The organism is Maricurvus nonylphenolicus (genome assembly GCF_042854845.1).
Taxonomy (GTDB): Bacteria; Pseudomonadota; Gammaproteobacteria; order Pseudomonadales; family Cellvibrionaceae; genus Maricurvus; species Maricurvus nonylphenolicus.
Genome location: NZ_AP031498.1, coordinates 4,305,346 through 4,326,956 on the forward strand (window position 1 = coordinate 4,305,346; position 21,611 = coordinate 4,326,956).

Genomic DNA, 21,611 nt, shown 5'->3' on the forward strand with positions numbered 1-21,611 from the left:
GCGAGAACAGGCTTTTAGCGTGATTACTCAACCAACGCTACGCAGCGATCTGCTAAAAGGTCAGGTCGCTATCGTGACCGGAGGCAGCCGCGGTATTGGCGGCGCTACTTCGGAGATTCTGGCCGCCAATGGGGCCCATGTGGTTATTGCTGATATTGATGAAGTTGCAGCCGCGACAACAGCCAATAGTATCAATAACAGGTTTAACAATCTCAGCGGTAGCGCCAGTGTGTTTATTGGCGATCTTGTTGCAGAGGGAATATGCGATCAGCTAGTCACAGATACCCTTTTAGAATATGGTCGTCTAGATATTGTCGTCAACAATGCCGGTTACGCTTGGGACAGCAGTATACATGCCATGACCGATAAGCAGTTTCAAGCCATGCTAGATATACACCTGATTGTACCTTTCCGTCTCGCTCGCGCTTGCGCTCCCGTATTTCGTCAAGCAGCAGAGACAGAAAATGCTCAAGGCATCAGTAATCACCGTAAATTTGTATTGGTTTCTTCATTGGCAGGAAAGTGGGGACTAGCCGGTGGCAGCAACTATGCCTCCGCCAAGGCGGGCATGCTGGGGCTAATGACGTCGCTCACCCAGGAATGGGGAAACCTGCGAGTCAACTGCAACTCCGTTTGTTTTGGTGTTATTCAAACCCGACTTGCCCAACCTCAATCCGAACGAGAAGTTATCCACACCGGCGGGAATGAGATTAAAGTGGGCATGCCACACAAGCAGGCAGAAAGGCTTGGTATTAATATCGATATAGACCACATTCCCAGCGACAAGGAACTTTATACACCTTGGCCAAATCCGAGAGCTTCCCTGGGGCGCAATGGCACCATACAGGAAGCCGCTGATTCTATTTTCTGGCTTTGCTCCCCCTTAGCTAACTATGTCACGGGGCAATCCATTGTGGTCAGTGGTGGCGACCGAGGGGGGATGTCTTAAACTTGCCTCAGAGGGGCTATACCCATATGATCAATCAAAGTGCGAGTGAGTAATCAACGCTCTCTATAGTAAACATGATATAGAGAGCAAGTATTCAAATAACCTATAGCGATAAGCAATGACTCCGACGTCTTCTTCAAGCACCACTGTATTGGCAGGCATAGCACTGGCCTTGTCCAAGGCGCTGGAAAGTAAAGGCATCGACAGCCAGAAGATTCTTCATCAGGCCGGCATTGACCGCACACTGACCAACGATCCAATGGATCGATTGTCCAACGAAACCATTAATACACTCTGCAAGCTCAGTGTTGAAGCCACCGGCGACCCCTGCTTTGGTCTGTACGCAGGTCGATTTGTGCACTCTTCTAACATACATGCCCTTGGCTTTGCCCTGCTTTCCAGCCAAACGTTGTTTGAGTTTTGTGAGCGATTATCCAAGAACGTTAAGTTTGCTTCTCAGAACGGGTTTCTGGAAGTTCATGAACGTGACAATGAAATTAAACTTGAAGGTTACGCCTTGCAATTAAACTGTTTTGAATCACAGGATATGTTCGACAGTTTTATGATTCATGCGATGCGGCTTCTGTACAAGGAAGACTTCGCTCCCCTTCAGGTTAATCTGGAGCGACCAGAACCCCCCAGAGGCGCCGCGCAGTTTGAAAACTTCTTTCAGGCACCGGTAACCTTTGGCAATGATAATACCTCCATGACGTTTAATAAGGAGGATATGATTTCACCGTTAATCGGCGCCTGCCCGGAACTCGCCAAAGCTAATGATGACATCATTGCCAGTGCCCTAGCCAAACTGGAAAAGAATGATATTGTTAAACGCACAGAAGCTGTGCTGATTGAAATACTATCGGAAGGACATATTACCAAGGAAAAGGTATCCAACCGACTCAATATGAGCGCCAGCACCCTCAGTTTGAAACTCTCTCAACAAGGCACCAGTTACCGGGAAGTATTGGATAAAATCCGCAAAGAATATTCCTTTATTTATGTCTCCAAGGAAGAAATGCCGATCAGTGAAATTGCGTTTCGGTTGGGGTTTGCTGATTCCAGTGTTTTTTCCAGGACGTTTAAACGCTGGACCGGTTTTTCCCCGAGTCATTTTAGGTCCCAACAATAACAGCTACGATATAAAATTAGATCGTGGCGACTGCGCTCCCACCTTACCTTCCAAAACACGCTTTCCGCCATCCACTCTCGTTTACAAACAGCGCTCTACGTCGGCGTCCTGCCTCCGAAGGTTTTGGAAGGTAAGGTGGGACCACAATCTTAAGGCCACTTGTTGTTTACTTTTCTAATACTCACAATCTAAACAGCAGTGCTCTCTTTGCACTTCAATCTATTTACGATTTCCTCAGTGTGCTGACCTGGTTGCACAATCTCTCCTGGCTGCTGATGAGTAATACTAAACTTCGGAGCAGGCGCTGGACACAGAATCCCCTCATCCTCGATAAAGTTATTTCTAGCCTTATTATGGGAATGCTGCGCAGCCTCAGACAAACTTAAGACAGGCGCAAAGCAAGCATCAGTGCCTTCAAATATGCTGCACCAGTGATCTTGCGATTGACTTGCAAACAGCGCGTTCATCTTTTCTGTAGCCAATGGCCATAGCTGCTGATTATATTGCTCAGCAAAGTCAGGATCTTCATCGAAACCACATAGACTGACAAGCTGTTGGTAGAACTTTGGCTCCAACGCTTGAACGGTTATATAACGTCCATCAGCACATGAATAGGTATTGGCCCAATGAGCAGCCCCAGTAAAAGGATCGTTACCACGCTCTTCGCCAATGGCGCCAGCCGCTTTCAAACCTGCGAGCAAGGTTAAGTTATAAATAGTGCCATCACAGATAGCAGCGTCAATAACCTGCCCTTCCCCCGTGCGCTGAACATGATATAACGCAGAAACTATCCCAAGCACCAGAGGCATGGAACCGCCAGCTACATCACCTACCAATGTTGATGTTGGGTAAGGCCTGTCCCCAGAGAAACCACTGTAGTGCACCGCCCCCGTAACGGCCTGATAGTTTAGATCATGCCCCGCCGCTTGCGATAAGGGCCCGTCCTGGCCCCAACCTGTCATTCGGCCGTAAATCAGACGTTTATTTCTTGTCAGGCAAACATCTGGGCCTAAACCCAAGCGTTCCATTACACCTGGACGGAAACCTTCAATTAATACATCCGATTCTTCCAGCAGCGATAAAATCATTTCTGCTGCGTCAGGTGCTTTTAAATCCAAAGCCAGTGACTTTTTTCCACGACGGAAAAACTCAGCAGGGGAAGCGCGATGCCCTTCCCCTGCCACCCGCTCAACCAGAATGACTTCAGCACCCAGATCGGCGAGCATCATACCGGCGATGGGCGCCGGCCCTATGCCGGCGATTTCTATTACTTTTATACCTTGAAGAGGTCCCATAGTTACCCCGACTTAAAATGCGCTGATGCCGGTCAGATAACGGGAAATCAACAACTTCTGGATCTCAGTGGTGCCATCAGGGATTGGGGAGATAATGGCCTCTCTAACTAGACGCTCAACAATAAATTCTTTCGTTAAGCCGTTACCACCGTGAATCTGAACCGCATCACGTGCTGCATCAACGGCAATCTCGGTGCCATACCATTTCGCCATGGAGCATTCCACATCACAGCGGATATCTTCATCCACCAGGCTGGCTGCACGATGCGTTAACAGACGAGCAGCATCGATTTTGGTAGCCATTGTCGCCAGTTTTTCGGCAATCATTTGATGTCCGGCAATGGGTTTTCTGTGCTGGGTACGCTCACGGCTGTACTTTACGGATTCTTCCAGAGCGCGTCGGGCCAGACCAACTCCCCAAGTCGCCATATGGCAGCGCGCAATTTCAAAGTTCTTAAGGGTGTTCTTGAGGCCGTCACCGACATTACCCAGAGTATTACTGACCGGTACGCGTACATCATCAAGGAAGATCTGGGCGGTAGATTGTCCGTTCATGGCGATTTTGGGAATATCTCGCGACTCGTAGCCATGTTCTTTACGGTCAATCAGGATGTGGCTTAACTCAAAATCACCGGTTTTACAGGTACAGATGATGAAGTCGGAATAGTGACCATTGGTGATCCAGGTTTTCTCACCGTTAATAACCCAGTGATCTCCATCTCTGACGGCACGGGTTTTGACCGCACTGACATCGGAACCTACATCGGGTTCCGAGATAGCACCAGAACCGAACAGCTCGCCAGATAGCAGGCCTGGCAAATAGCGTTGTTTGAGTTCCTCTGACGCAGTTGTTACCAGGGAGTTGGCAATAAAAGTGTTAATAGCCAAGGGGACAGCGATATCCACAGAGGAGTAAGCCAGTTCTTCGTACAGGTATAAGTGGGTTTGCCAATCCAGTCCCAAACCGCCGTCGGCTTCTGCAATGGGAGCAGTTATCAAGCCAAAGGGGACCAGCTGTTTAAACCAATCCTGCATTAGCTCCTTGGGAATTTTGTTGTCTCCATATTCCTTTGCTTGAGGCTCAATAACATCGGCAAGAAACTTACGCAGCCCGTCAACAGCCATACGCTGCTCTTCATTTGGTTGATAACTCACGAATAACTCCTATTTATCTCTTATAACTTACTTAAATACTAAGGGAATCAGCAAGATAAACAGATGACCATTCAGAAGAACATTTTGACTTATCAACCAAACTTTAAATTGTGTTAGGCAACGGCCTGCATGGGGTCAATACCGGTCATCTCCACCGACATATCCCACAGCTTTTTAGCTGCAGACAGGTCATAACTCAGATCGCCGGATTTAACTTTGACAGCCGGGCCAGCAAACTGAAAAAAGCGTTTCGGGCCGTAGTAATCTCCCCCCTTAACAAACTCAGCGGTTGAAGCGCACAATATCGGCCAAGCCCCGGAATCAGCGGTGTTAACCAGCCCCAAACGCTTGGAAACAGGCTCAAGCAGCATAAACCACTTGGAAAAGTGCTGAGACAAGTTTGTGTTGGCGGCTACTCCCGGGTGCGTTGCTACTGAAATAGTTTTTCTACCCGCCTTATCCAAACGTCGCTGTAGCTCATAAGCAAATATCAAATTGGATAATTTGCTCATCGCATATTGATCAAAGGCTTTATATTCTTTTTCGGCATGAATATCGTCGTAATTAAACTCTCCAAACTTTTCTACCATGCTACAGGCTGTAACAATGCGGGAATCTGGTGTCGCAAAGAGCTTTTCCAATAGCAATCCGGTTAATGCGAAATGCCCAAGATGATTAATGCCAAATTGAGATTCGAATCCATCTTTGGTCTTACCATAGGGAGGAATCATAATACCGGCATTGTTAATGAGAATATCCAATTTAGGCTCTTCCAATACGGCCTTGGCAGCAGCTTTTACCGACTCCAGGTCTCCCAAATCAATAATAATAGGGCGCAGTTCAGCACTTGGTACAATGGCTTTTATACGCTTCATCGCGTTTTCGGCCAGTTCCTGGCTTATAGACGCCATAAGTACTCGAGCGCCATTAGCAGCCATGACTCGGGATACTTCAAAACCAATGCCGCTATCGGCGCCCGTGACAAGAACGGTTTTCCCCTGTTGAGATGTTACGTTCTCTTCTCTAAATCCGCGTTTATTCAACATCTTGATAACCTGTGTGCTATTTAATCACTCAGCATTATCCTTTGAGCTTTACGCAAAAAGACATCGTCGTTAGCGACGATACAACTCATGATCAAGCCGCATTAAGCTAATCACTAAGCTTCAATAGTAGAGATGCGCAATGATTAGCTTCAAGCTCAATGGTAAATCGGTATCCACCGAAGCCGCGGCCGACACGCCACTACTTTGGGTTATCCGTGAACAATTTGGTCTTAAGGGATCCAAGTTTGGTTGCGGCCTGGGGTTATGTGGTGCTTGTAGCATGCAACTCAATGGAGAATCAATACGGACCTGCGTAATGCCCGTCTCCGCTGTGGAAGGCCAATCCATTACCACGATTGAAGGTTTAGGCACTGAAGAAAATTTGCACATCCTGCAACAGGCCTGGATTGCCCATAACGTGCCCCAATGCGGTTATTGCCAGTCAGGACAACTAATGAGTGCAAGCGCTTTACTTATGAAAAACAAGGCACCAAGTGAGGCAGATATCGATAACGCTATGTCCGGTAATATCTGTCGATGTGGCACCTATCCACGCATCAAAGCGGCAATTCTTGATGCTGCCAACAGGGTCAATCAAGGTGTCAACTTTTACACACCGGAAGAACTAACCCAGGGTGTCTACAAATGAACGTCCTAAACCGCCGACGCTTTTTAACAATGGCCGGTATTACTGGCGGTGGACTTATTGTTGGAGTAAGCCTTACCAACTGCACAATCGCTAAGCCCTTACCATTTAAACAACGCCAAGACGCCTTTGCTCCAGATGCTTTTTTACAGATTACCACGACCAGTGAAATTCATTTTTACCTACCCAGCAGTGAAATGGGCCAAGGGGTTTATAGTGGACTCACAACATTGCTCGCAGAAGAGTTAAAAGTCGCGCCGGAATCTATTCAGGTTCACCATGCCGGAGTTCACTCCAAATACCGCAATGCAGAAGTGGGGATTCAGGGAACGGGCGGTAGCAGTAGTATAAAAGGCCACTTTTTGTCTATACGCCAAGCGGGAGCCAATGCTCGTGAAGCTATACGTCAAGCCGCTTCACAGCAACTCAATGCTCCTTTAGCCGAAATCCGGCTCCACCAAGGAAAGGTTTACTGGAAGGGCCAATCGTTACTGTATGGCAACTTTGTCAAAACAGCCGGCACGCTACCCGTTCCTGATTCGGCACCATTAACTCCAGACACAGAGTTTACCTATATTGGTAAGCCCCGTGTTCGCAATGATGCTCTAGAAAAAGTGACGGGATCAGCGGTGTTTGGTATTGATGTCGATATACCGAATCTTCATTATGCAGTTATGCTTCGCAGCCCTGTACACGGAGGAACGGTAAAGCACTTTAATCCTAATCAAGTCAGTCAGCTACCAGGGATTAAAACCGTTATACCTATATTAAATGGAGTAGCCGTTGTAGCCACAAGTTACTGGCAAGCTCAGCAGGCAGCAAAACAGCTAGATGTGGAATGGGCTCTGCCTGCAAAGGCAGAATCTGCTTCCTCAGTACAGATTAAAGCAGATTTTAAACACGTATTGATCAAAGAACCGGGAATTCAAGTAGAGGAATCAGGTGAGGGTAAACGTGCACTGAGCCGAGCTGAAAAAATCATTGAAGCTGAATACTGGGCGCCCTATCTCGCTCACGCCACTATGGAGCCACAAAATTGTACAGTGAGGCTGACATCAACTCACTGTGAAGTATGGGCTCCCACCCAAATTCCGGAAGTCGCCCAAGGTATAGCTGCGTTACACGCAGGTTTAAGTCAAGAACAGGTGTCAATTCACACAACGTTTATGGGTGGTGGTTTTGGGCGAAGAGCACAGTCAGACTTTATAGCCGAAGCGGTAAGTATTGCTAAAGCTACTGGTCTCCCTATTCAGGCTGTATGGAGCCGTGAAGATGACACGCGACATGACTGGTACCGGCCTGCTTCTTTAGTACGCCTGCAAGCCGGGTTAGATAAAACAGGCAATATTGATTGCTGGTACGCAAAACGCATTGGCCCGAATGTACTGCCTTACGTTCTTGATGAAAACATTGATGGATTACTGCAGGGCAAGCTACCTGAAACCTGGGCGGACTGGCTGAGCAAACGGGGTTATGGTCTATTTAACAACCATATTTCTGAACCTTTCAGCACAGAAGGGCTCTGGGAAGATTACGATATCCCTCATAAAGACATAAATCATGCCACCTATGATCCCGGTATACGCACAGGCTTTTGGCGATCGGTTGGTCACTCATTTAATGCTTTCTTTAAGGAAAGCTTTATTGATGAATTGGCTCACACCACCCAAAAAGATCCCGTAGCCTACAGGCTTCACCACGCCAAAGGTAATCCACGATTATCCAAGGTAATCGAACAGGTCGCCGACAAAGCTGGCTGGAATCAGCCCTTGGCCGAAGGTCACTTTCACGGCATTGCCGCACACAAATCCTTTGATACTTACGTTGCTCAGATCGCCGAAGTATCTATACACAGTAATACACCTAGGGTTCATAAAGTTACCTGTGTGGTCGACTGTGGTGTAGTCGTTACACCTGACATAGTCAAAGCCCAAATGGAAAGCGGTATCATCTACGGGTTAACCGCAGCACTCCACGGTGAAATCACCTTCCACAAAGGCGCAGCAGAACAAACTAATTTTCACGATTATCCCATGATGCGAATGAGTGAAGCACCGGCGATTGAAGTCCATATCATCGACAGTAAAGAACAGCCCACAGGAGTGGGCGAACCGGGGCTACCGCCTGTCGCCGCGGCAGTAGCAAATGCTATCTACGCAGCAAATGGACGACGCTTACGATCATTACCATTAAGGTTATAAGGAGCTTAAAGGAGGCCCAGCTGACGTGCCTGGATTACCGCATGGGTGCGACTTCGGGTGTGCAGTTTCTTGTTGATATTGCGAAGATGGGTCCTTACAGTACTATCAGAGATGTCTAATGTTCTTGATATAGACTTATTACTTTCCCCTTCAGCCACAAGATTAAGGACCTTTGTTTCTGTTGCCGTTAAGACTGTAGATGAAAAAAGAGAGTCGCTAACATCCTCTATTGTCTCATGTAATGAGGATAGCAAGTTATCCACATAACATTGCAGCGGCTGATCCTGCTGAAATCTTCGAGACGCTTTTACCTCTCTGAGCAAGGGGGCTACCATTACTCCAAGATCAACCACACATCGGAATAAACCTGAAGCTATGAATGACTTCAAGATATCCACAAAGTCACTCATAGGGATAAGATCAGGATTAAGACGACTCTCTGCGATCACGTTTAGCAGTCGAATCAGCAATTCTCGCCTCATACGGCCTTCAGATTTAACCTGCACTAATTGCTTTTCTATAAGCTTCTTCACAGCCTCCGGATCACCAAAAGCTAGTTCCAGATAAATCTCAGTAAGCTCGCCCCAAACGAGATCGTTAGCAAAAAAACCGTTACTGGTGATATGACCCGACAATTCGTATTCTTTAGCTTTTAAGTAGTACTGATTCGCTCTGGCTTTCTGTTTCTGCATTAAATGCAAGCGACTACGTTCCAAGTGTGAGCTTACAATCACTCGGGGTATCGATCTTTCTACACCAACTCTTTCCAAATCTATCAGAGCGGTCATAGCCCCGTTGACATCCTTCTGTTCATAACGAATCTTGGCCAGTAAGCAATAGCTCTCTATCAGACTATCCGGAAACAACGTGTTAGGATTCGATTTAAGTACACTATTCACAATCTCTTCGGCCTCAGATAGTTGATTCCGCTCATAGAGTAAAGTTGCGTACAGCACTCCGAAACTATCGCCGCCCAAGAACGCGTTCTGTGCTTTAAATCGGGTTGTTTCTGCAGATTTGAAATAACTCTCAGCATCCTGCAAGTTTCCCTCACAAAACGCCATCCATCCTTGCAGCGCCTGAAAGATCGAACTTCTAAGAAAATCCGGGGCAAAAATCTCGCTCTTGGTATCTTGCAGTATATAATGTCTGGCCGATGCACTATCGCCGTTCCATAAACTTGCAATGGCTCTGAACGTCAGAAATCCATGAGCTATATAAGCTTCACTGTCGCTCTTTCCTTCCAGATCAGGTGAAGCAACAACAAGAGCCTGTTTCGGGTTATCGATATGTAAATAGCGGTATATATCAACTACAGTCAACAGAGAGGTAATGCCTGAGATGTGCGACTTCTCCAATGCCAGCATTTTAACCAAGGCTACCGCTTCCCTATGCCCTTTGATGGTGGCGGTGAGCCATATTCTCATTACCTGTAAATCGATAAACTGCTGTGTTTCATGTGGTGGAATTCTTAACAACCACGAATACAATCGCCAACAATAACCTTTGGCATAAAAATCTGCCGCCTGTTGCTGAAGTAGCTCTATGGCTCTTACGTTATTTCGTCCATCCAGATAATGATCAATTGCCAATTCTGGAAAACCGTTGCACTCAAACCACTCTGCGGCCGTCCTATGTAGGATATGGCTTTCCTCTCCCTCAACAATTAACTGCTTTTGAAGAAAATCAGAAAATAACGGATGGAATTTATAATGAAGGCCACGATCTCGACCATGAGTTTGTACCATGCCCCTTAAAGCTAAATCCTGCAGGATAGACTCGGAATCCGTTATGCTTAATAATTGATTGCATAGCTCGGGATAGAGCTCTTTTAAAATACTGGTCTTTAGCAGGAATCGTCTTATAACAACTGTTTCAGAATCTAGCACCTCATTAGCCAAATACGCAGTGATATCTTCTTGTTCGCCAGAGAAGTCACTGATAAAACGACTCTTGTTAGAGTGCTGTTTAAGTGCAATAACACCCAAACTTAGCCCAGCAGCCCACCCCTGCGTTTTTGCATAAAAAGCTGCTACATCCTCACCAGGTAACTCCGACAGCCCCACCTTTTCAAGGAAATCACCCACTTCCTGCTTAGAGAATTTCAAATCAGCATAAGTTAATTCCGACAGCGTTCCAGCTGCCTTAAATCTGGAGGTATTAAATGATGACGTTGGCCGAGTGCCTACACATACTCTGAACTGCAACAGGGAATGCTGAAGAAACCTATTAAAATAGTCCTGTACAGAAGACTCAGTTATCACCTCAAACTCATCAATAAAAAGATAAATCAGCTTTTCAGCTGAAACTTGAGGGAATTCTAAAGCTTGTTGCAGACGTTCAACAAAACGAGTCAGATCATTATCGGATGCATCACACGACAACCAGGCCACCTGTTTACCAGCGTCACGTAAGCGACTATAGCACTGCACCATCATGGTGGTTTTACCATATCCAGCTGGTGCTCGGAGGAATACATTCTTAGTATTTAAGCTATCCAACACAACTGGGATAGCATCGCGCTTCAGCTGGACAAAATTGATAGATGGCGGTAATAACCGAACTGAGTCATCAAAGTACAAATCTGGTAATTTGATATCGCTCATGAGCTTCGTCGCCTGATTAAGGTTAATCCAAGCTGTTTTTTATCGAAGTAATATCTGCTAAAACAGATAAGGCGATCTCGGCAGGTGTTTTACTCCCGATAGAAATACCTACTGGCCCCTTTAATCTCGATAGCTCTTCCTGAGAGAATTCAAAGTACTCCATCAAGCGCTGACGCCGAGCGTCATTGGTTCGCTGAGAGCCCATAACACCCACATAAAATGCATCAGACCGCAGAGCTTCCATAATAGCCAAGTCATCTAACTTAGGATCATGACTTAAAGCAACCACTGCAGTGCGTGAATCTATTTCCAATGCCTGCAACGCATCGTCGGGATAACCTTGAGCTATAACGCCCTTCTTCGTATCCCAGCCGCTTCGGTATGAAGGCCTCGGGTCACAAACAATCACTTGATAGTTCAAAGCCACCGCCATATCAGCAAGAAAACGTGATATATCCCCGGCCCCTACAAGAAAGATTCGCCAGGCAGGCCCTATAATATTAGTCCAGGATTCATTGTTTAACGAGGGAGTGGTAAATCCAGAATGACAGGGTTTGATACTTACTTCAGAACTTTCGATATCGGTTATGCGCATGCAAACCTTACGCGCTTCAATAGTATTCAGAAGCAAATCTAAATCACTGGTTTGATTTAGTGGTTCCAACAATAATTCAACAGTGCCGCCACAGGGCAAGCCAAAACGATGCCTTTCTTCTGCGGTTTCACCGTACTTGATGACATCTATATTTTGAGGAGGATTAGAAATTAAGCGATCTAGAAGGTCATCTTCAATACAACCGCCTGAAACGGATCCACAGAATTGTCCGCAGGAGGAAACACATAGCAGAGAGCCAATAGGCCTTGGTGATGTACCCCAGGTTTTAATAACGGTAACCAGGGTAACCTTATTTCCTTTAAGTAAACTATCCCTAGCCTGACTTAATACTTCATACTGCGAGGAAAGCATAGAACGTACCTCATAGGGAAGCAAAAGTGCTGACAATGTCAGCACTTTTCAGTTAATAACGACAGCTTAGCCCACCATAGAATAACCACCGCTCACAGAAACGGTTTGACCGGTTACCCAGCTGGTCGCATTAGAAGCCAGGAACACAACCGTCGGTGCCACATCTTGCGGGAAGCCCATACGACGCAGCGGGTACTGACGCTCGATCTTGGCGCGATTTTGCTCCAACCACTCTTTATCGCTGTGAGAGGTTTCCAGCATACCGAAAGCAACCACATTCGCACGAATGTTGAACTTGCCCAGCTCTTTCGCCAGAGACTTGGTAAACGCCATCGCAGAACCACCGGTAGCGGCTTTAACAGACAGGTAAGACTCACCCACACGGGCGGAATCACCGACGATGTTAACAATGCGACCATCTTCCTGCTCAACCATATACTTGGATACAGCGTGACAGGCGTTGATAATGCCGTAGTGACATACGTCGGTTTGTTTTTTCCACTGCTCAGGATCACTGTCAACAAAACGCTTCTGGATAACCAGGCCAGCGTTGTTGATCAGGATGTTAATTTTACCGAAGTCAGCAACCACTTGATCAACCATGGCTTTAGTCGCTTCGTAATCAGTTACATCAGCTTGATAAGCTGCAGCCGTGCCACCGTTGGCTTTAATCTCTTCTACCAGCGCATTGGCTTCGTCGGCCGAGCCACGATAATTAATTGCCACAATCGCGCCTTCAGCAGCCAAGGTGCGAGAAATCTCTCCGCCCACATCGCGAGCACCACCGGTTACCAGAGCAACCTTACCTTCTAAACCTAACAGCATAACTTTCTCCTACCTATTACATAGAGATTGAAACAAAGAGCATCTTTTATTGGGAGAGACCTTGCCTTCCCGCTTCTATCAAACGAAATACCCGCTCCGGAGTAACCGGTAGGGTTGTGACTTGCTGCCCCAATGGCGACAACGCATCAGACACAGCATTGGCAATCGCAGCCGGCGCACCAATGGTGCCCCCTTCCCCCATACCGCGAACGCCACCCAGAGTCTTGGGTTTTTCTAAATCTAGATGGACAACATCCATCCGGGGAATTTCAGTTGACGAAGGCACCACATAATCCACCAGACTGGCGGTCAGGTTTTGGCCCTGCTCGTCATAAATCATTTCTTCAAACAAGGCAGCACCAATACCCTGAGCCACACCGCCGTGTACCTGGCCGTCCACAATCATCGGGTTGAGCATTTGGCCGCAGTCTTCAGCCACCACATATTTTTTGATGTCGACCTTGAGGGTTTCCGAATCAATTTCCACCATGGCGATATGGGTGGAGGACGAGGTGGTTCCCCACTCCGGGTCATAAACACGGGTAACAGAAAGATCACCAATATCGTTACGCAACGGTGCCGGAATAATACCCATCTGCGAGTAATAAGCCTTGGCCAAATCACGCAGGCTATATTTGTTATCGGAGGTCAGCGCAGAAAATACGCCGTCCTCATAACTGAGCTGATCGATTTCACAGGCCAGTAAAATAGAGGCAACACGCTTGAGTTTTTGCAGTAACTCTTGCCCAGCCAGCATAGCCGCACCTGCGCCCATCACCGCACCGCGGCTGGCATAGGAACCGGTACTGTGACTGACCTGGGCACTGTCACCCTGAATAATGCGGACCTTTTCGATATCTACACACAGCTCATCAGCTACCACTTGCGCCAACGACGTTTCCAGGCCCTGACCATAAGAAGTCACACCAAAGCGTGCGGTAATACCACCGGTGGAATCCAGATTAATGGTGGCGGTTTCTGTACCTGTATTAATAGGCATACCAGGCGATGCAGACAGGCGAGAACCAATACCCGTCAACTCAGCAAAGGATGCGATACCAATACCCACCATGCGGCCTTGTTCACGAGCTTCAGCCTGGAAGCTGCGCAACGCATCGTAATCGATGGCTTCACAAGCGCCTTCCAACCCCTCCATAAAACCGGACTTGTCCCACATAATGCCGGAGGCAGTTTTGTAGGGAAATTCATCATGCTGAACCAGGTTACGACGACGAATTTCACTGGGGTCCATACCCAGTTTTTGCGCCGCCATATCCACCAAACGTTCCATTACAAAGGTCGACACCGGGCGGCCTACACCGCGGTAAGGTCCAGTCGGTGGCTTGGACGTTGCCACACCGCGTACACGACCGTGATAGTGTTCAACCTTGTAGGGGCCAGTCATAAAGCTGATCACCTGTACCGGCTCAATACCTGCCGTCCAGGGATAAATGGAATAGGCACCTACATCACCAATCACATCGGCACGCACACCAAGAATAGTGCCATCATTGGCAACGGCGATCTCGGCATCAATCAGTTCATCAAAACCCTGACTGGTTGAAATTAAATCTTCAATCCGGTCACTGGTCCACTTCACCGCACCTTCCAGCTTTTTCGCCAAAATACAGACGAGAACTTCTTCAGGATACAACGAGGTTTTTCCACCAAAACCGCCACCCACATCGGGTGCCACAACGCGTAAGTGGCTGCCAGGAATATCCAGGGCATCTACTAAGATATCGCGCACAATGCCGGGCACCTGACTGGAAGTATGAAGTGTTAGCTCTTCCGTACCGCCATCGTATTGCGCCATATAGGTACGATTTTCCATCGCCAGGGAGGTTTTGCGGTGAAAACGGAAACGTTCTTTGACATGTACAGCGGATTCAAAGATCGCCTGATCAATATCACCGCGATTAAATTCGCGCTGTACGATAATGTTCGATGCCAATTGCTCATGCAGCTTGGGGCTATCTTCTTTTACCGATTCTTCCGGATCGGTAACGAGTGGCAATTCGTTGTATTCAATTTCTACCAACGCGGCAGCATCTTCAGCCAGATAACGGCTTTCTGCGACAACGGCCACCACGGCCTCACCCACAAAACGCACCTTGTCTTTTGCGAGGATGGCCATGGTTGTCGGCTGGTAATTGCGCATGCGCGATTGGGCCAAAATGGGATTAAATTCATCCCAAATATCATCAGCTGTAAATACACCAACGACACCAGGGCTAGCTTTGGCAGCCTCGGTATCAATGCTGGTAATTTCTGCGTGAGAATAATCACTGCGGCGAAAAGCGATATGAAACAGGCCGGCGACCTTAATATCGTCAACATACTTGCCACGCCCGGTTAGCAGACGCGGATCTTCCCGACGCTTTACGCGGGAACCTACATACTTAGACTTTGCCGCCTCAGACATCTCTTTCTCCACCGTTTCCGCCAGCCAACTTAATCGTAAAACTCAATGCCTTTTTTCAGTTGCAACCACTGATCAGGGTCGTGACCACAAATCACGGTTGCACCGGATTTTTCCACACGCTTAATTTCATTGAGGGAATCCATCAGAACATCGGCATTCCAGGTGGTCTTGGGAATGGTTTCCCGATCGAGGTTTTCACGTACGCTAACGGCATCAGACGCCAACAGGAAAGAACCACTTTTATCCAGATTGGCAATAGCACCTGTCATACCGGCGGTATGACCTGGCAGCGGTAACAACACAATACGATCATCACCAAAAATATCGGTTTGATTATTAATGGTGTTCAACGACATGGGGTGTTTCCAGTCTTCTGGAATGTAACCGAACTTGATCGAGTCAGGCTCGCTGACTTTGGCAAACTCATCTTCATGAACAAAGAAGGTCGCCTTTTTGAAAAATTCATTACAACCACAGTGATCGGAGTGGTAGTGGGAGTTAATGACTACATCAATATCGTCCGGGGTTAACTGCAGGCGTGCCAGCTCAGCAATCAGGTTGTCATTGGCATCCATAATCGGCCACATGGCACGGGCCATCTTGCCCCAGCGACCTTCGGGATCTTCAACCACACTGGGGTGACAACCCGTATCGAACAGCACATTACCCGCTGGATGGCGAAACAGCACACAATTCACAGGCAGATCGATCTTTTCGCCATTTTCTGCTTCTGGAAAATAAACGCCGCGGTTCATACGTAACTTGCCGCCGGAAAGAATATGCATTTTCATAATGGAAAACCTTTATTTATAACCTGTGTATTTAGGCTTTGTTTTGCTCTGCTCTAATTTCGTCTTTTGCTGCCGACACGGCATCAACAATATGCTGGTAACCGGTACAACGACAGATATTGCCCGACAGGCCATCGCGGATTTCTTCTTCACTGTCCAGCGGATATTTCTTCACCATATCCTCTGCGGTAGCGACCATACCCGGCGTGCAAAAACCACACTGCAGACCGTGACACTGCTGAAATTTTTCCTGCATAATGCTCATGGAATCAGGCTTGCCGTGGGCTTCAATCGTCGTAATTTCTGCACCATCAGCTTGTACAGCCAGAGTCAGGCATGAGCGAACACTGTCACCATTCATGATCAGCGTACAGGCACCACAAATACCGTGCTCACAACCCACATGGGTACCCGTCAGGTTCAATTCATTACGAAGAAAGTCTGCTAACAGCATACGAGGCTCGACTTCTCGCTCAACGACACGACCGTTGACTGTGAGGCTGATTTTTTTGCGAATGCTCATCTTGCTCTTCCCCTATTCTTCGTCCTGACCGCAGGCTTGCGCCCACAGTTTCTTTAACGATCGCTTGGACATGGTATAAGCCAGGTACTGACGATATTCACTGGATGCATGCAAATCGGCATTAGGCTGAACGGTATCGCGAACAATGGTTGCGACCTGTTCCAGCAAACCTTCATCAATGGTTTTATTACCGACTAACAAAGCTTCGGCTTCCTTGATACGAATCGGGGTTTCATCAACCCCCATCAAGGCTATGCGTGCTTCACTAATCTTTTTACCGCCGGTCAGAAAGTTGCCGCCCATACTGAGCGTCATGGCCACTGCACATAGCGCGAAGTCACCGGCACGCTGGGCAAACTCATCAAAGACAAAGTGGGTGTTTTTTGGTAAGCCGGGAAAATCGATACGGGCCAGAATTTCGTTTTCTTCCAGATCGGTGGTTAATGCACCCAAAAAGAAATCTTCAGCAGCAACGGTACGTTTACCAGAAGGGCCCGCTACGGTTAATTGCGCATCCAGCAGCATGGCCATCATCGGTAACTCTGCCGCGGGATCAGCGTGAGAAATACTGCCACCGATAGTACCGCGGTTACGAATCGCCAGGTGAGCAACAAACTTCATCGCCTCACTGATGACTGGGAAACGCTCTTTTACCAATTCAGAGGTTTCCATTTCATGGTGGCGAGTTAATGCACCTACACTCAATCCACGACTTTTACCTGGCTCTATACCGCGTAGCTCTTCAATACCAGCAATATCCACCAGCAATTCAGGTGCGAGCAAACGGAAATTCAGCATCGGCATTAAACTCTGGCCACCGGCGATCACCTTGGCATCATCCGAAGCGGTTAACAGGCTAATGGCTTCATCGAGGGTTGAGGGAGCCTGATAATCAAAAGCTGCTGGTTTCATTTCAATTCAATCCGTTTCGACTTAACAACCTTTGAACACCGGCGCACGCTTTTCAGCGAATGCCAAACGTCCTTCGCGGTAATCTTCACTTTCACCCGCCGCTTTAATCAGAGCCTCGGCGTCGTGCACGGCTTTATCTGTTGCAGCAATTTCCAGGCTGTTCAAAATCGCTTTACTGCCTGATACGGTCAGAGGGGCCGCGGCAACTAAGGGCGCACAGAATTCATCGATGGCTTGCTGCAATGAATCTGCAGCCTGAATATCAACAAGGCCTATCGCTAATGCACGCTCGGTGTTCATACGCTCACCGGTGTAGAGAATTCGCTTGGCGTGGGTTAGGCCCACTAGGGCTAGCAGGTTTTGGGTTTCGCGCAGACCGTAGACAATGGACATCTTGGCTGCCGGAATAAAGAAACAGCAGTCTTTGGTCGCAACACGAAAATCACAGGCCATTGCCAATCCCAAACCACCACCAACGCAGTAACCTTCAATTTCTGCTACGACCGGTTTGGCACAATCCATAATGGCATCGTTAGCGGCATCCACGGCAGCTTCATAAAAATGAACCTGCTCGGCGGTATTACGTACCTCACCAAATTCTGAGATATCTGCGCCAGAGCAAAAATTACCGCCCGCTCCGCTTAAGATCACACAGCGCACATCGCTGTTCTTGCTCAGTTCATCAAAGCAGCGCTTTAATTCTTGCCACATGGCCAGAGACACACAGTTTTTTAACTCAGGTCTGTTTAGCTGTACGCGAGCAATCTGATCAGTAATGGTAATTTGAATATCTTGCATGGCTGATGTCTTAATCTGTCTTAGCTAGCGGTTTTGGAAGAAGAGAACAAACCTTTAATCGCCGCACAAATGCGCGCAAAGAAACCCGGCTCTGAACTTGAAGCAGCAGGCGCTTGACCACCACCAGCAACTACCTCGGAGAATTGGTTAAAGAATTTATCGGCCCACTTACGCGCGGTAGATTCAATCAGGCGCGTGCCCAATTGCGCCAACTTGCCACCCAGATTGGCCGCCACACTGTATTCCAGCTCGGTACTGTCACCCTTATCGGTTAATTTGACCTTGATAACCGCACTGGCAAAACCGGCAACGCCACCTTTGCCATTGGCGGTAAGGGTATAACTCTCGGGCGGTACGCTATCGGAGATCACTGCTTCACCATTAAACGTGGCTTTAATTGGGCCAACTTTTGCCACCACTGTGGCAACCAGCTTTGAGTCCGATTCGGCTTCCAATGACTGACAGTCAGGGACTGATAGACGCAGGATGTCTGGGTCGTTCAGATGTTGCCAAATCTCTTCACGCGGAAACGGAAGTTCTGTTTTACCGATAATTTCCATGGGTACACCTCGCGATAATCTGTCATAGAAAAGGCTGCTGACAGCAGCAATGCTTGCAAAGATGAACTAAATTTCTCACACAAAGTTCATTTATGCAAGAACTTTAACGGGAAAGACTAACCCCAAGCGGCATCTAAAACGCACGCCAAAAGCATAATTTATGCTTAATAAACAATAGGTTAGAGAAAAACAGGAAGATTGATAGCCAATTAGATTAATTGGCTATAGAAGATCGATCAGATACTGATTTATAACAATCGTTAACTACGGCGCATGCGCTCCAGCAGTAGGTCTTCGCCAAACTGAACATCCCAACCGGGACCCGGTTTATAGGCCATATCACGGGCCAGTAGAGGCTGCCGACAGAGTTTGCAGACAACTTTGGCCTCGAACGCCTGACCGCATTTATTGTGCACCAACATCAGAGGCTTGCCCCATTCGTTGCTCAGCCAACGATCCCCCCACTGCATCATAGCCAAGAAGCTGGAATACAGATCCAGACCGGATTTGGTGAGGTGGTATTCAAACCAGGTACTGCCCTTACCATATTGGGACTTTTCAATTATGCCGAAGTCGATCAACTGCTTGATGCGATTACTGAGAATATTTGACGCTATGCCTACCTGCTTTTGAATAACATCAAACCGATGACGACCAAAAAATAATTCTCGGATTAACAGGAATGACCAGCGATCCCCCATTACCTGAAGCGTTCGCGCCACAGAACAGGCGCGAGGAAAGGTGAACTTATCAGGCCGGGAAGAGCGGTTGGTTTTGGGACCATCCAGCACCGACTCCATACCTGCGCCGGGCCCGTCCTTATAACTCACATCGCGGGCATTAACTTTGGTATCACAGCAGGAATACACCACCTCGGCATGGCAACGCTTGCCGCAGTTGCGATGATATAAATGCAGCGGAACACCTTCGTCCCCCTTCATCCACACATCACCCCAACGCAACAAGGTAAGCATCACCGGATACAGGTCGACGCCCATATCGGTGAAACGATAATCTTTACGACGACCTCCATCACGGCTAGGTACTTGCTGTAACAAACCCGAGGCGAGCAGAGATTTTAAGCGATTCGACAAGGTCGCACGGGGAATATTCAACGTGGTTTGAAATTCATCAAAGCGACGAAGACCAAACCACAACTCTCGCATAATCAGAAACGACCAGGGATCGGACAAGATCTGTAATGTACGATGAACAGAGCACCGTTCAAACTGCGGCTTTTCTTCACTTAATGCCAATGACAAACCTGCAAACCTCTACTCGTTAATCGCAATTTTCAATCGCCCAATGCTATCACAGGCCCCAACCTCAGCAAAGCTGAGCATAGAAGACCATACACTTATGAAACTTTCATATATGAACTATTTTACTTGCAAAACTGAACTATTTTGATAGGCTAGCAGCATTCAGAGTTCCGATCAAAATATAAACAGCCATTTTGATCCCCCTTATTCAACACAGATAGCAATATTAGAGAAAGGAAAGTATCCCCATGAGCACAGACAGTACTCTGCAGGCCACGCAAAGCATGGGCATCACCTATGATGATGCCTGGTTAGTTGACGGTTGCCGTACCGGTTTTGGCGAGGTGAATGGCACCCTGTCTTCCATTTCTGCCACAGATTTGGGCATTGCTGTCGCCAAGGGTCTGTTTGCCCGTGGCCATGTGGATGCCGGTGATATTGATACCCTGTTTACCGCTAACCTGTCGCCATCGGACTTTGATGCCTACTTCCTGCCACGTCATATTGGCTTGTACGCTGGCATGGATCAAAAAGTGCCCGCCATGCAAATCCAGCGTTTGTGCGGCACGGGTTTTGAGCTGGTTGCCCAGGCGGCCGATTACCTGCAACTGAACAAAGCCAGCTGTGTGATGTGTGTGGGTACCGAAGTCATGTCCCGTAACCCGGTGGCATCCTTTACCGGTCGTGACGGTTTTAAACTGGGCCAGGTCGACTTCCGTGATTACCTGCTGGAATCCTTTTTCGATACCGGTGCCGGTATCCCCATGGGCATGACTGCTGAAAACCTGGCAGAGAAGTATGACATTAGCCGCGACGAGGTTGATGCCTTTGCCCTGGAAAGCTTTAACCGTGCCTATGCTGCAAAAGAGTCCGGTTTCCTTAATGAAGAAATTATTGAGTTAACCGCACAGGAATTTGAACTGGAAGGCTTGAAAACCCGCAAGCTGAAACTGCCTCGCGGTGTTGCTAGTTTTGCTGACGACGAACACGTACGCCAGACCTCGCCAGAAGCATTAGCCAAACTGCGCCCATCGTTCAAAAAAGACGGTGTACAAACCGCCGGCAACAGCTCCGGTATTGTTGATGGTGCTGCTGCGGTTGTTGTTGCCAACGGCGAGTATGTTAAAGCCAAAGGCTGCAATCCTAAAGCCCGTGTACTGGCTGCCGCCTCTGCCGGTGTTGATCCTCACATTATGGGTATTGGTCCAGCGCCTGCGATTCGTAAAGTTGTCGAATTGGCCGGTCTGTCATTGGACGATATCGATCGCTTTGAAATTAACGAAGCTTTCAGTGCCCAATTCCTGGCCTGTGTTAAAGAGCTGGGGATCTCACTGGATAAAGCCAACGTCAACGGTGGTGCTACAGCTTACGGTCACCCACTGGCGGCTACCGGTGTGCGCTGCACATTAACCCTGGCGCGTGAATTGAAAGAAAAAGGCCTGCGTTACGGTATTGCCTCTGCCTGTGTAGGTGGCGGTCAAGGCTCTGCAGTTCTGATTGAAAATACGGAGATCAAATAAC

18 protein-coding genes are annotated in these 21,611 nt (G+C 47.9%); 5 read left to right on the forward strand and 13 right to left on the reverse strand.

What is annotated here, in order from left to right:
• Window positions 1-19 precede the first annotated feature (19 nt).
• Together ACGHZ6_RS18715 and ACGHZ6_RS18720 are read left to right on the forward strand one after the other, a co-directional pair.
• Window positions 20-949 (forward strand): SDR family NAD(P)-dependent oxidoreductase, encoded by a 930-nt coding sequence (locus ACGHZ6_RS18715; protein WP_390615547.1) that lies wholly within the window; start codon window positions 20-22, stop codon window positions 947-949.
• 118 nt (window positions 950-1,067) lie between these two features.
• Window positions 1,068-2,078 carry an AraC family transcriptional regulator ligand-binding domain-containing protein gene (locus tag ACGHZ6_RS18720; protein WP_390615548.1) on the forward strand — a complete coding sequence of 337 codons (1,011 nt, stop codon included), beginning with the start codon at window positions 1,068-1,070 and terminating at the stop codon, window positions 2,076-2,078.
• A gap of 188 nt (window positions 2,079-2,266) precedes the next feature.
• On the opposite strand, the gene ACGHZ6_RS18725 is transcribed toward ACGHZ6_RS18720, so the two are convergent.
• From ACGHZ6_RS18725 to ACGHZ6_RS18735, 3 genes are all read right to left on the reverse strand, one after another.
• On the reverse strand, window positions 2,267-3,373 hold the full coding sequence (locus ACGHZ6_RS18725; RefSeq protein ID WP_390615549.1) for a CaiB/BaiF CoA transferase family protein: 1,107 nt from the start codon (window positions 3,371-3,373) through the stop codon (window positions 2,267-2,269).
• Between the two features lie 12 nt (window positions 3,374-3,385).
• Window positions 3,386-4,528 carry an acyl-CoA dehydrogenase family protein gene (locus ACGHZ6_RS18730; protein WP_390615551.1) on the reverse strand — a complete coding sequence of 381 codons (1,143 nt, stop codon included), beginning with the start codon at window positions 4,526-4,528 and terminating at the stop codon, window positions 3,386-3,388.
• 113 nt (window positions 4,529-4,641) lie between these two features.
• On the reverse strand, window positions 4,642-5,574 hold the full coding sequence (locus tag ACGHZ6_RS18735; protein WP_390615552.1) for an oxidoreductase: 933 nt from the start codon (window positions 5,572-5,574) through the stop codon (window positions 4,642-4,644).
• A gap of 139 nt (window positions 5,575-5,713) precedes the next feature.
• On the opposite strand from ACGHZ6_RS18735, the gene ACGHZ6_RS18740 reads away from it, so the two are divergent.
• Together ACGHZ6_RS18740 and ACGHZ6_RS18745 are read left to right on the forward strand one after the other, a co-directional pair.
• Window positions 5,714-6,223: a (2Fe-2S)-binding protein gene (locus ACGHZ6_RS18740; protein ID WP_390615553.1), complete on the forward strand. Its 510-nt coding sequence runs from the start codon at window positions 5,714-5,716 to the stop codon at window positions 6,221-6,223.
• Entirely contained in the window at window positions 6,220-8,421 is a 2,202-nt protein-coding gene (locus tag ACGHZ6_RS18745) for a molybdopterin cofactor-binding domain-containing protein (RefSeq protein WP_390615554.1), read from the forward strand. Before ACGHZ6_RS18740 ends, ACGHZ6_RS18745 begins: the two co-directional genes overlap by 4 nt.
• 5 nt (window positions 8,422-8,426) lie before the next feature.
• Here the strand turns inward: ACGHZ6_RS18745 and ACGHZ6_RS18750 are convergent, their stop codons facing one another.
• The 10 genes from ACGHZ6_RS18750 to ACGHZ6_RS18795 all read right to left on the reverse strand — a co-directional run bounded on the left by ACGHZ6_RS18750 (window position 8,427) and on the right by ACGHZ6_RS18795 (window position 20,090).
• On the reverse strand, window positions 8,427-11,027 hold the full coding sequence (locus ACGHZ6_RS18750) for a LuxR C-terminal-related transcriptional regulator (protein WP_390615555.1): 2,601 nt from the start codon (window positions 11,025-11,027) through the stop codon (window positions 8,427-8,429).
• 22 nt (window positions 11,028-11,049) lie between these two features.
• Window positions 11,050-11,994 (reverse strand): XdhC family protein, encoded by a 945-nt coding sequence (locus tag ACGHZ6_RS18755; RefSeq protein ID WP_390615556.1) that lies wholly within the window; start codon window positions 11,992-11,994, stop codon window positions 11,050-11,052.
• 66 nt (window positions 11,995-12,060) lie between these two features.
• Entirely contained in the window at window positions 12,061-12,819 is a 759-nt protein-coding gene (locus tag ACGHZ6_RS18760) for an SDR family NAD(P)-dependent oxidoreductase (protein ID WP_390615557.1), read from the reverse strand.
• A 46-nt stretch (window positions 12,820-12,865) separates the two neighbouring features.
• Window positions 12,866-15,244 carry a xanthine dehydrogenase family protein molybdopterin-binding subunit gene (locus tag ACGHZ6_RS18765; RefSeq protein ID WP_390615558.1) on the reverse strand — a complete coding sequence of 793 codons (2,379 nt, stop codon included), beginning with the start codon at window positions 15,242-15,244 and terminating at the stop codon, window positions 12,866-12,868.
• A gap of 29 nt (window positions 15,245-15,273) precedes the next feature.
• Complete coding sequence (locus tag ACGHZ6_RS18770) at window positions 15,274-16,035, reverse strand: N-acyl homoserine lactonase family protein (protein ID WP_390615559.1); 762 nt, start codon at window positions 16,033-16,035, stop codon at window positions 15,274-15,276.
• A 31-nt stretch (window positions 16,036-16,066) separates the two neighbouring features.
• Window positions 16,067-16,558 carry a (2Fe-2S)-binding protein gene (locus ACGHZ6_RS18775; protein ID WP_390615560.1) on the reverse strand — a complete coding sequence of 164 codons (492 nt, stop codon included), beginning with the start codon at window positions 16,556-16,558 and terminating at the stop codon, window positions 16,067-16,069.
• A gap of 12 nt (window positions 16,559-16,570) precedes the next feature.
• Window positions 16,571-17,470, reverse strand: coding sequence for an FAD binding domain-containing protein (locus ACGHZ6_RS18780; RefSeq protein WP_390615561.1), 900 nt, complete (start codon window positions 17,468-17,470; stop codon window positions 16,571-16,573).
• A gap of 21 nt (window positions 17,471-17,491) precedes the next feature.
• Window positions 17,492-18,268, reverse strand: coding sequence for an enoyl-CoA hydratase-related protein (locus ACGHZ6_RS18785; protein ID WP_390615562.1), 777 nt, complete (start codon window positions 18,266-18,268; stop codon window positions 17,492-17,494).
• 20 nt (window positions 18,269-18,288) lie between these two features.
• On the reverse strand, window positions 18,289-18,828 hold the full coding sequence (locus ACGHZ6_RS18790) for a CoxG family protein (protein ID WP_390615563.1): 540 nt from the start codon (window positions 18,826-18,828) through the stop codon (window positions 18,289-18,291).
• A 260-nt stretch (window positions 18,829-19,088) separates the two neighbouring features.
• Entirely contained in the window at window positions 19,089-20,090 is a 1,002-nt protein-coding gene (locus tag ACGHZ6_RS18795; protein ID WP_390615564.1) for a winged helix-turn-helix transcriptional regulator, read from the reverse strand.
• A gap of 248 nt (window positions 20,091-20,338) precedes the next feature.
• On the opposite strand from ACGHZ6_RS18795, the gene ACGHZ6_RS18800 reads away from it, so the two are divergent.
• Window positions 20,339-21,610 (forward strand): thiolase family protein, encoded by a 1,272-nt coding sequence (locus ACGHZ6_RS18800; RefSeq protein WP_390615565.1) that lies wholly within the window; start codon window positions 20,339-20,341, stop codon window positions 21,608-21,610.
• Window position 21,611: the final 1 nt, after the last annotated feature.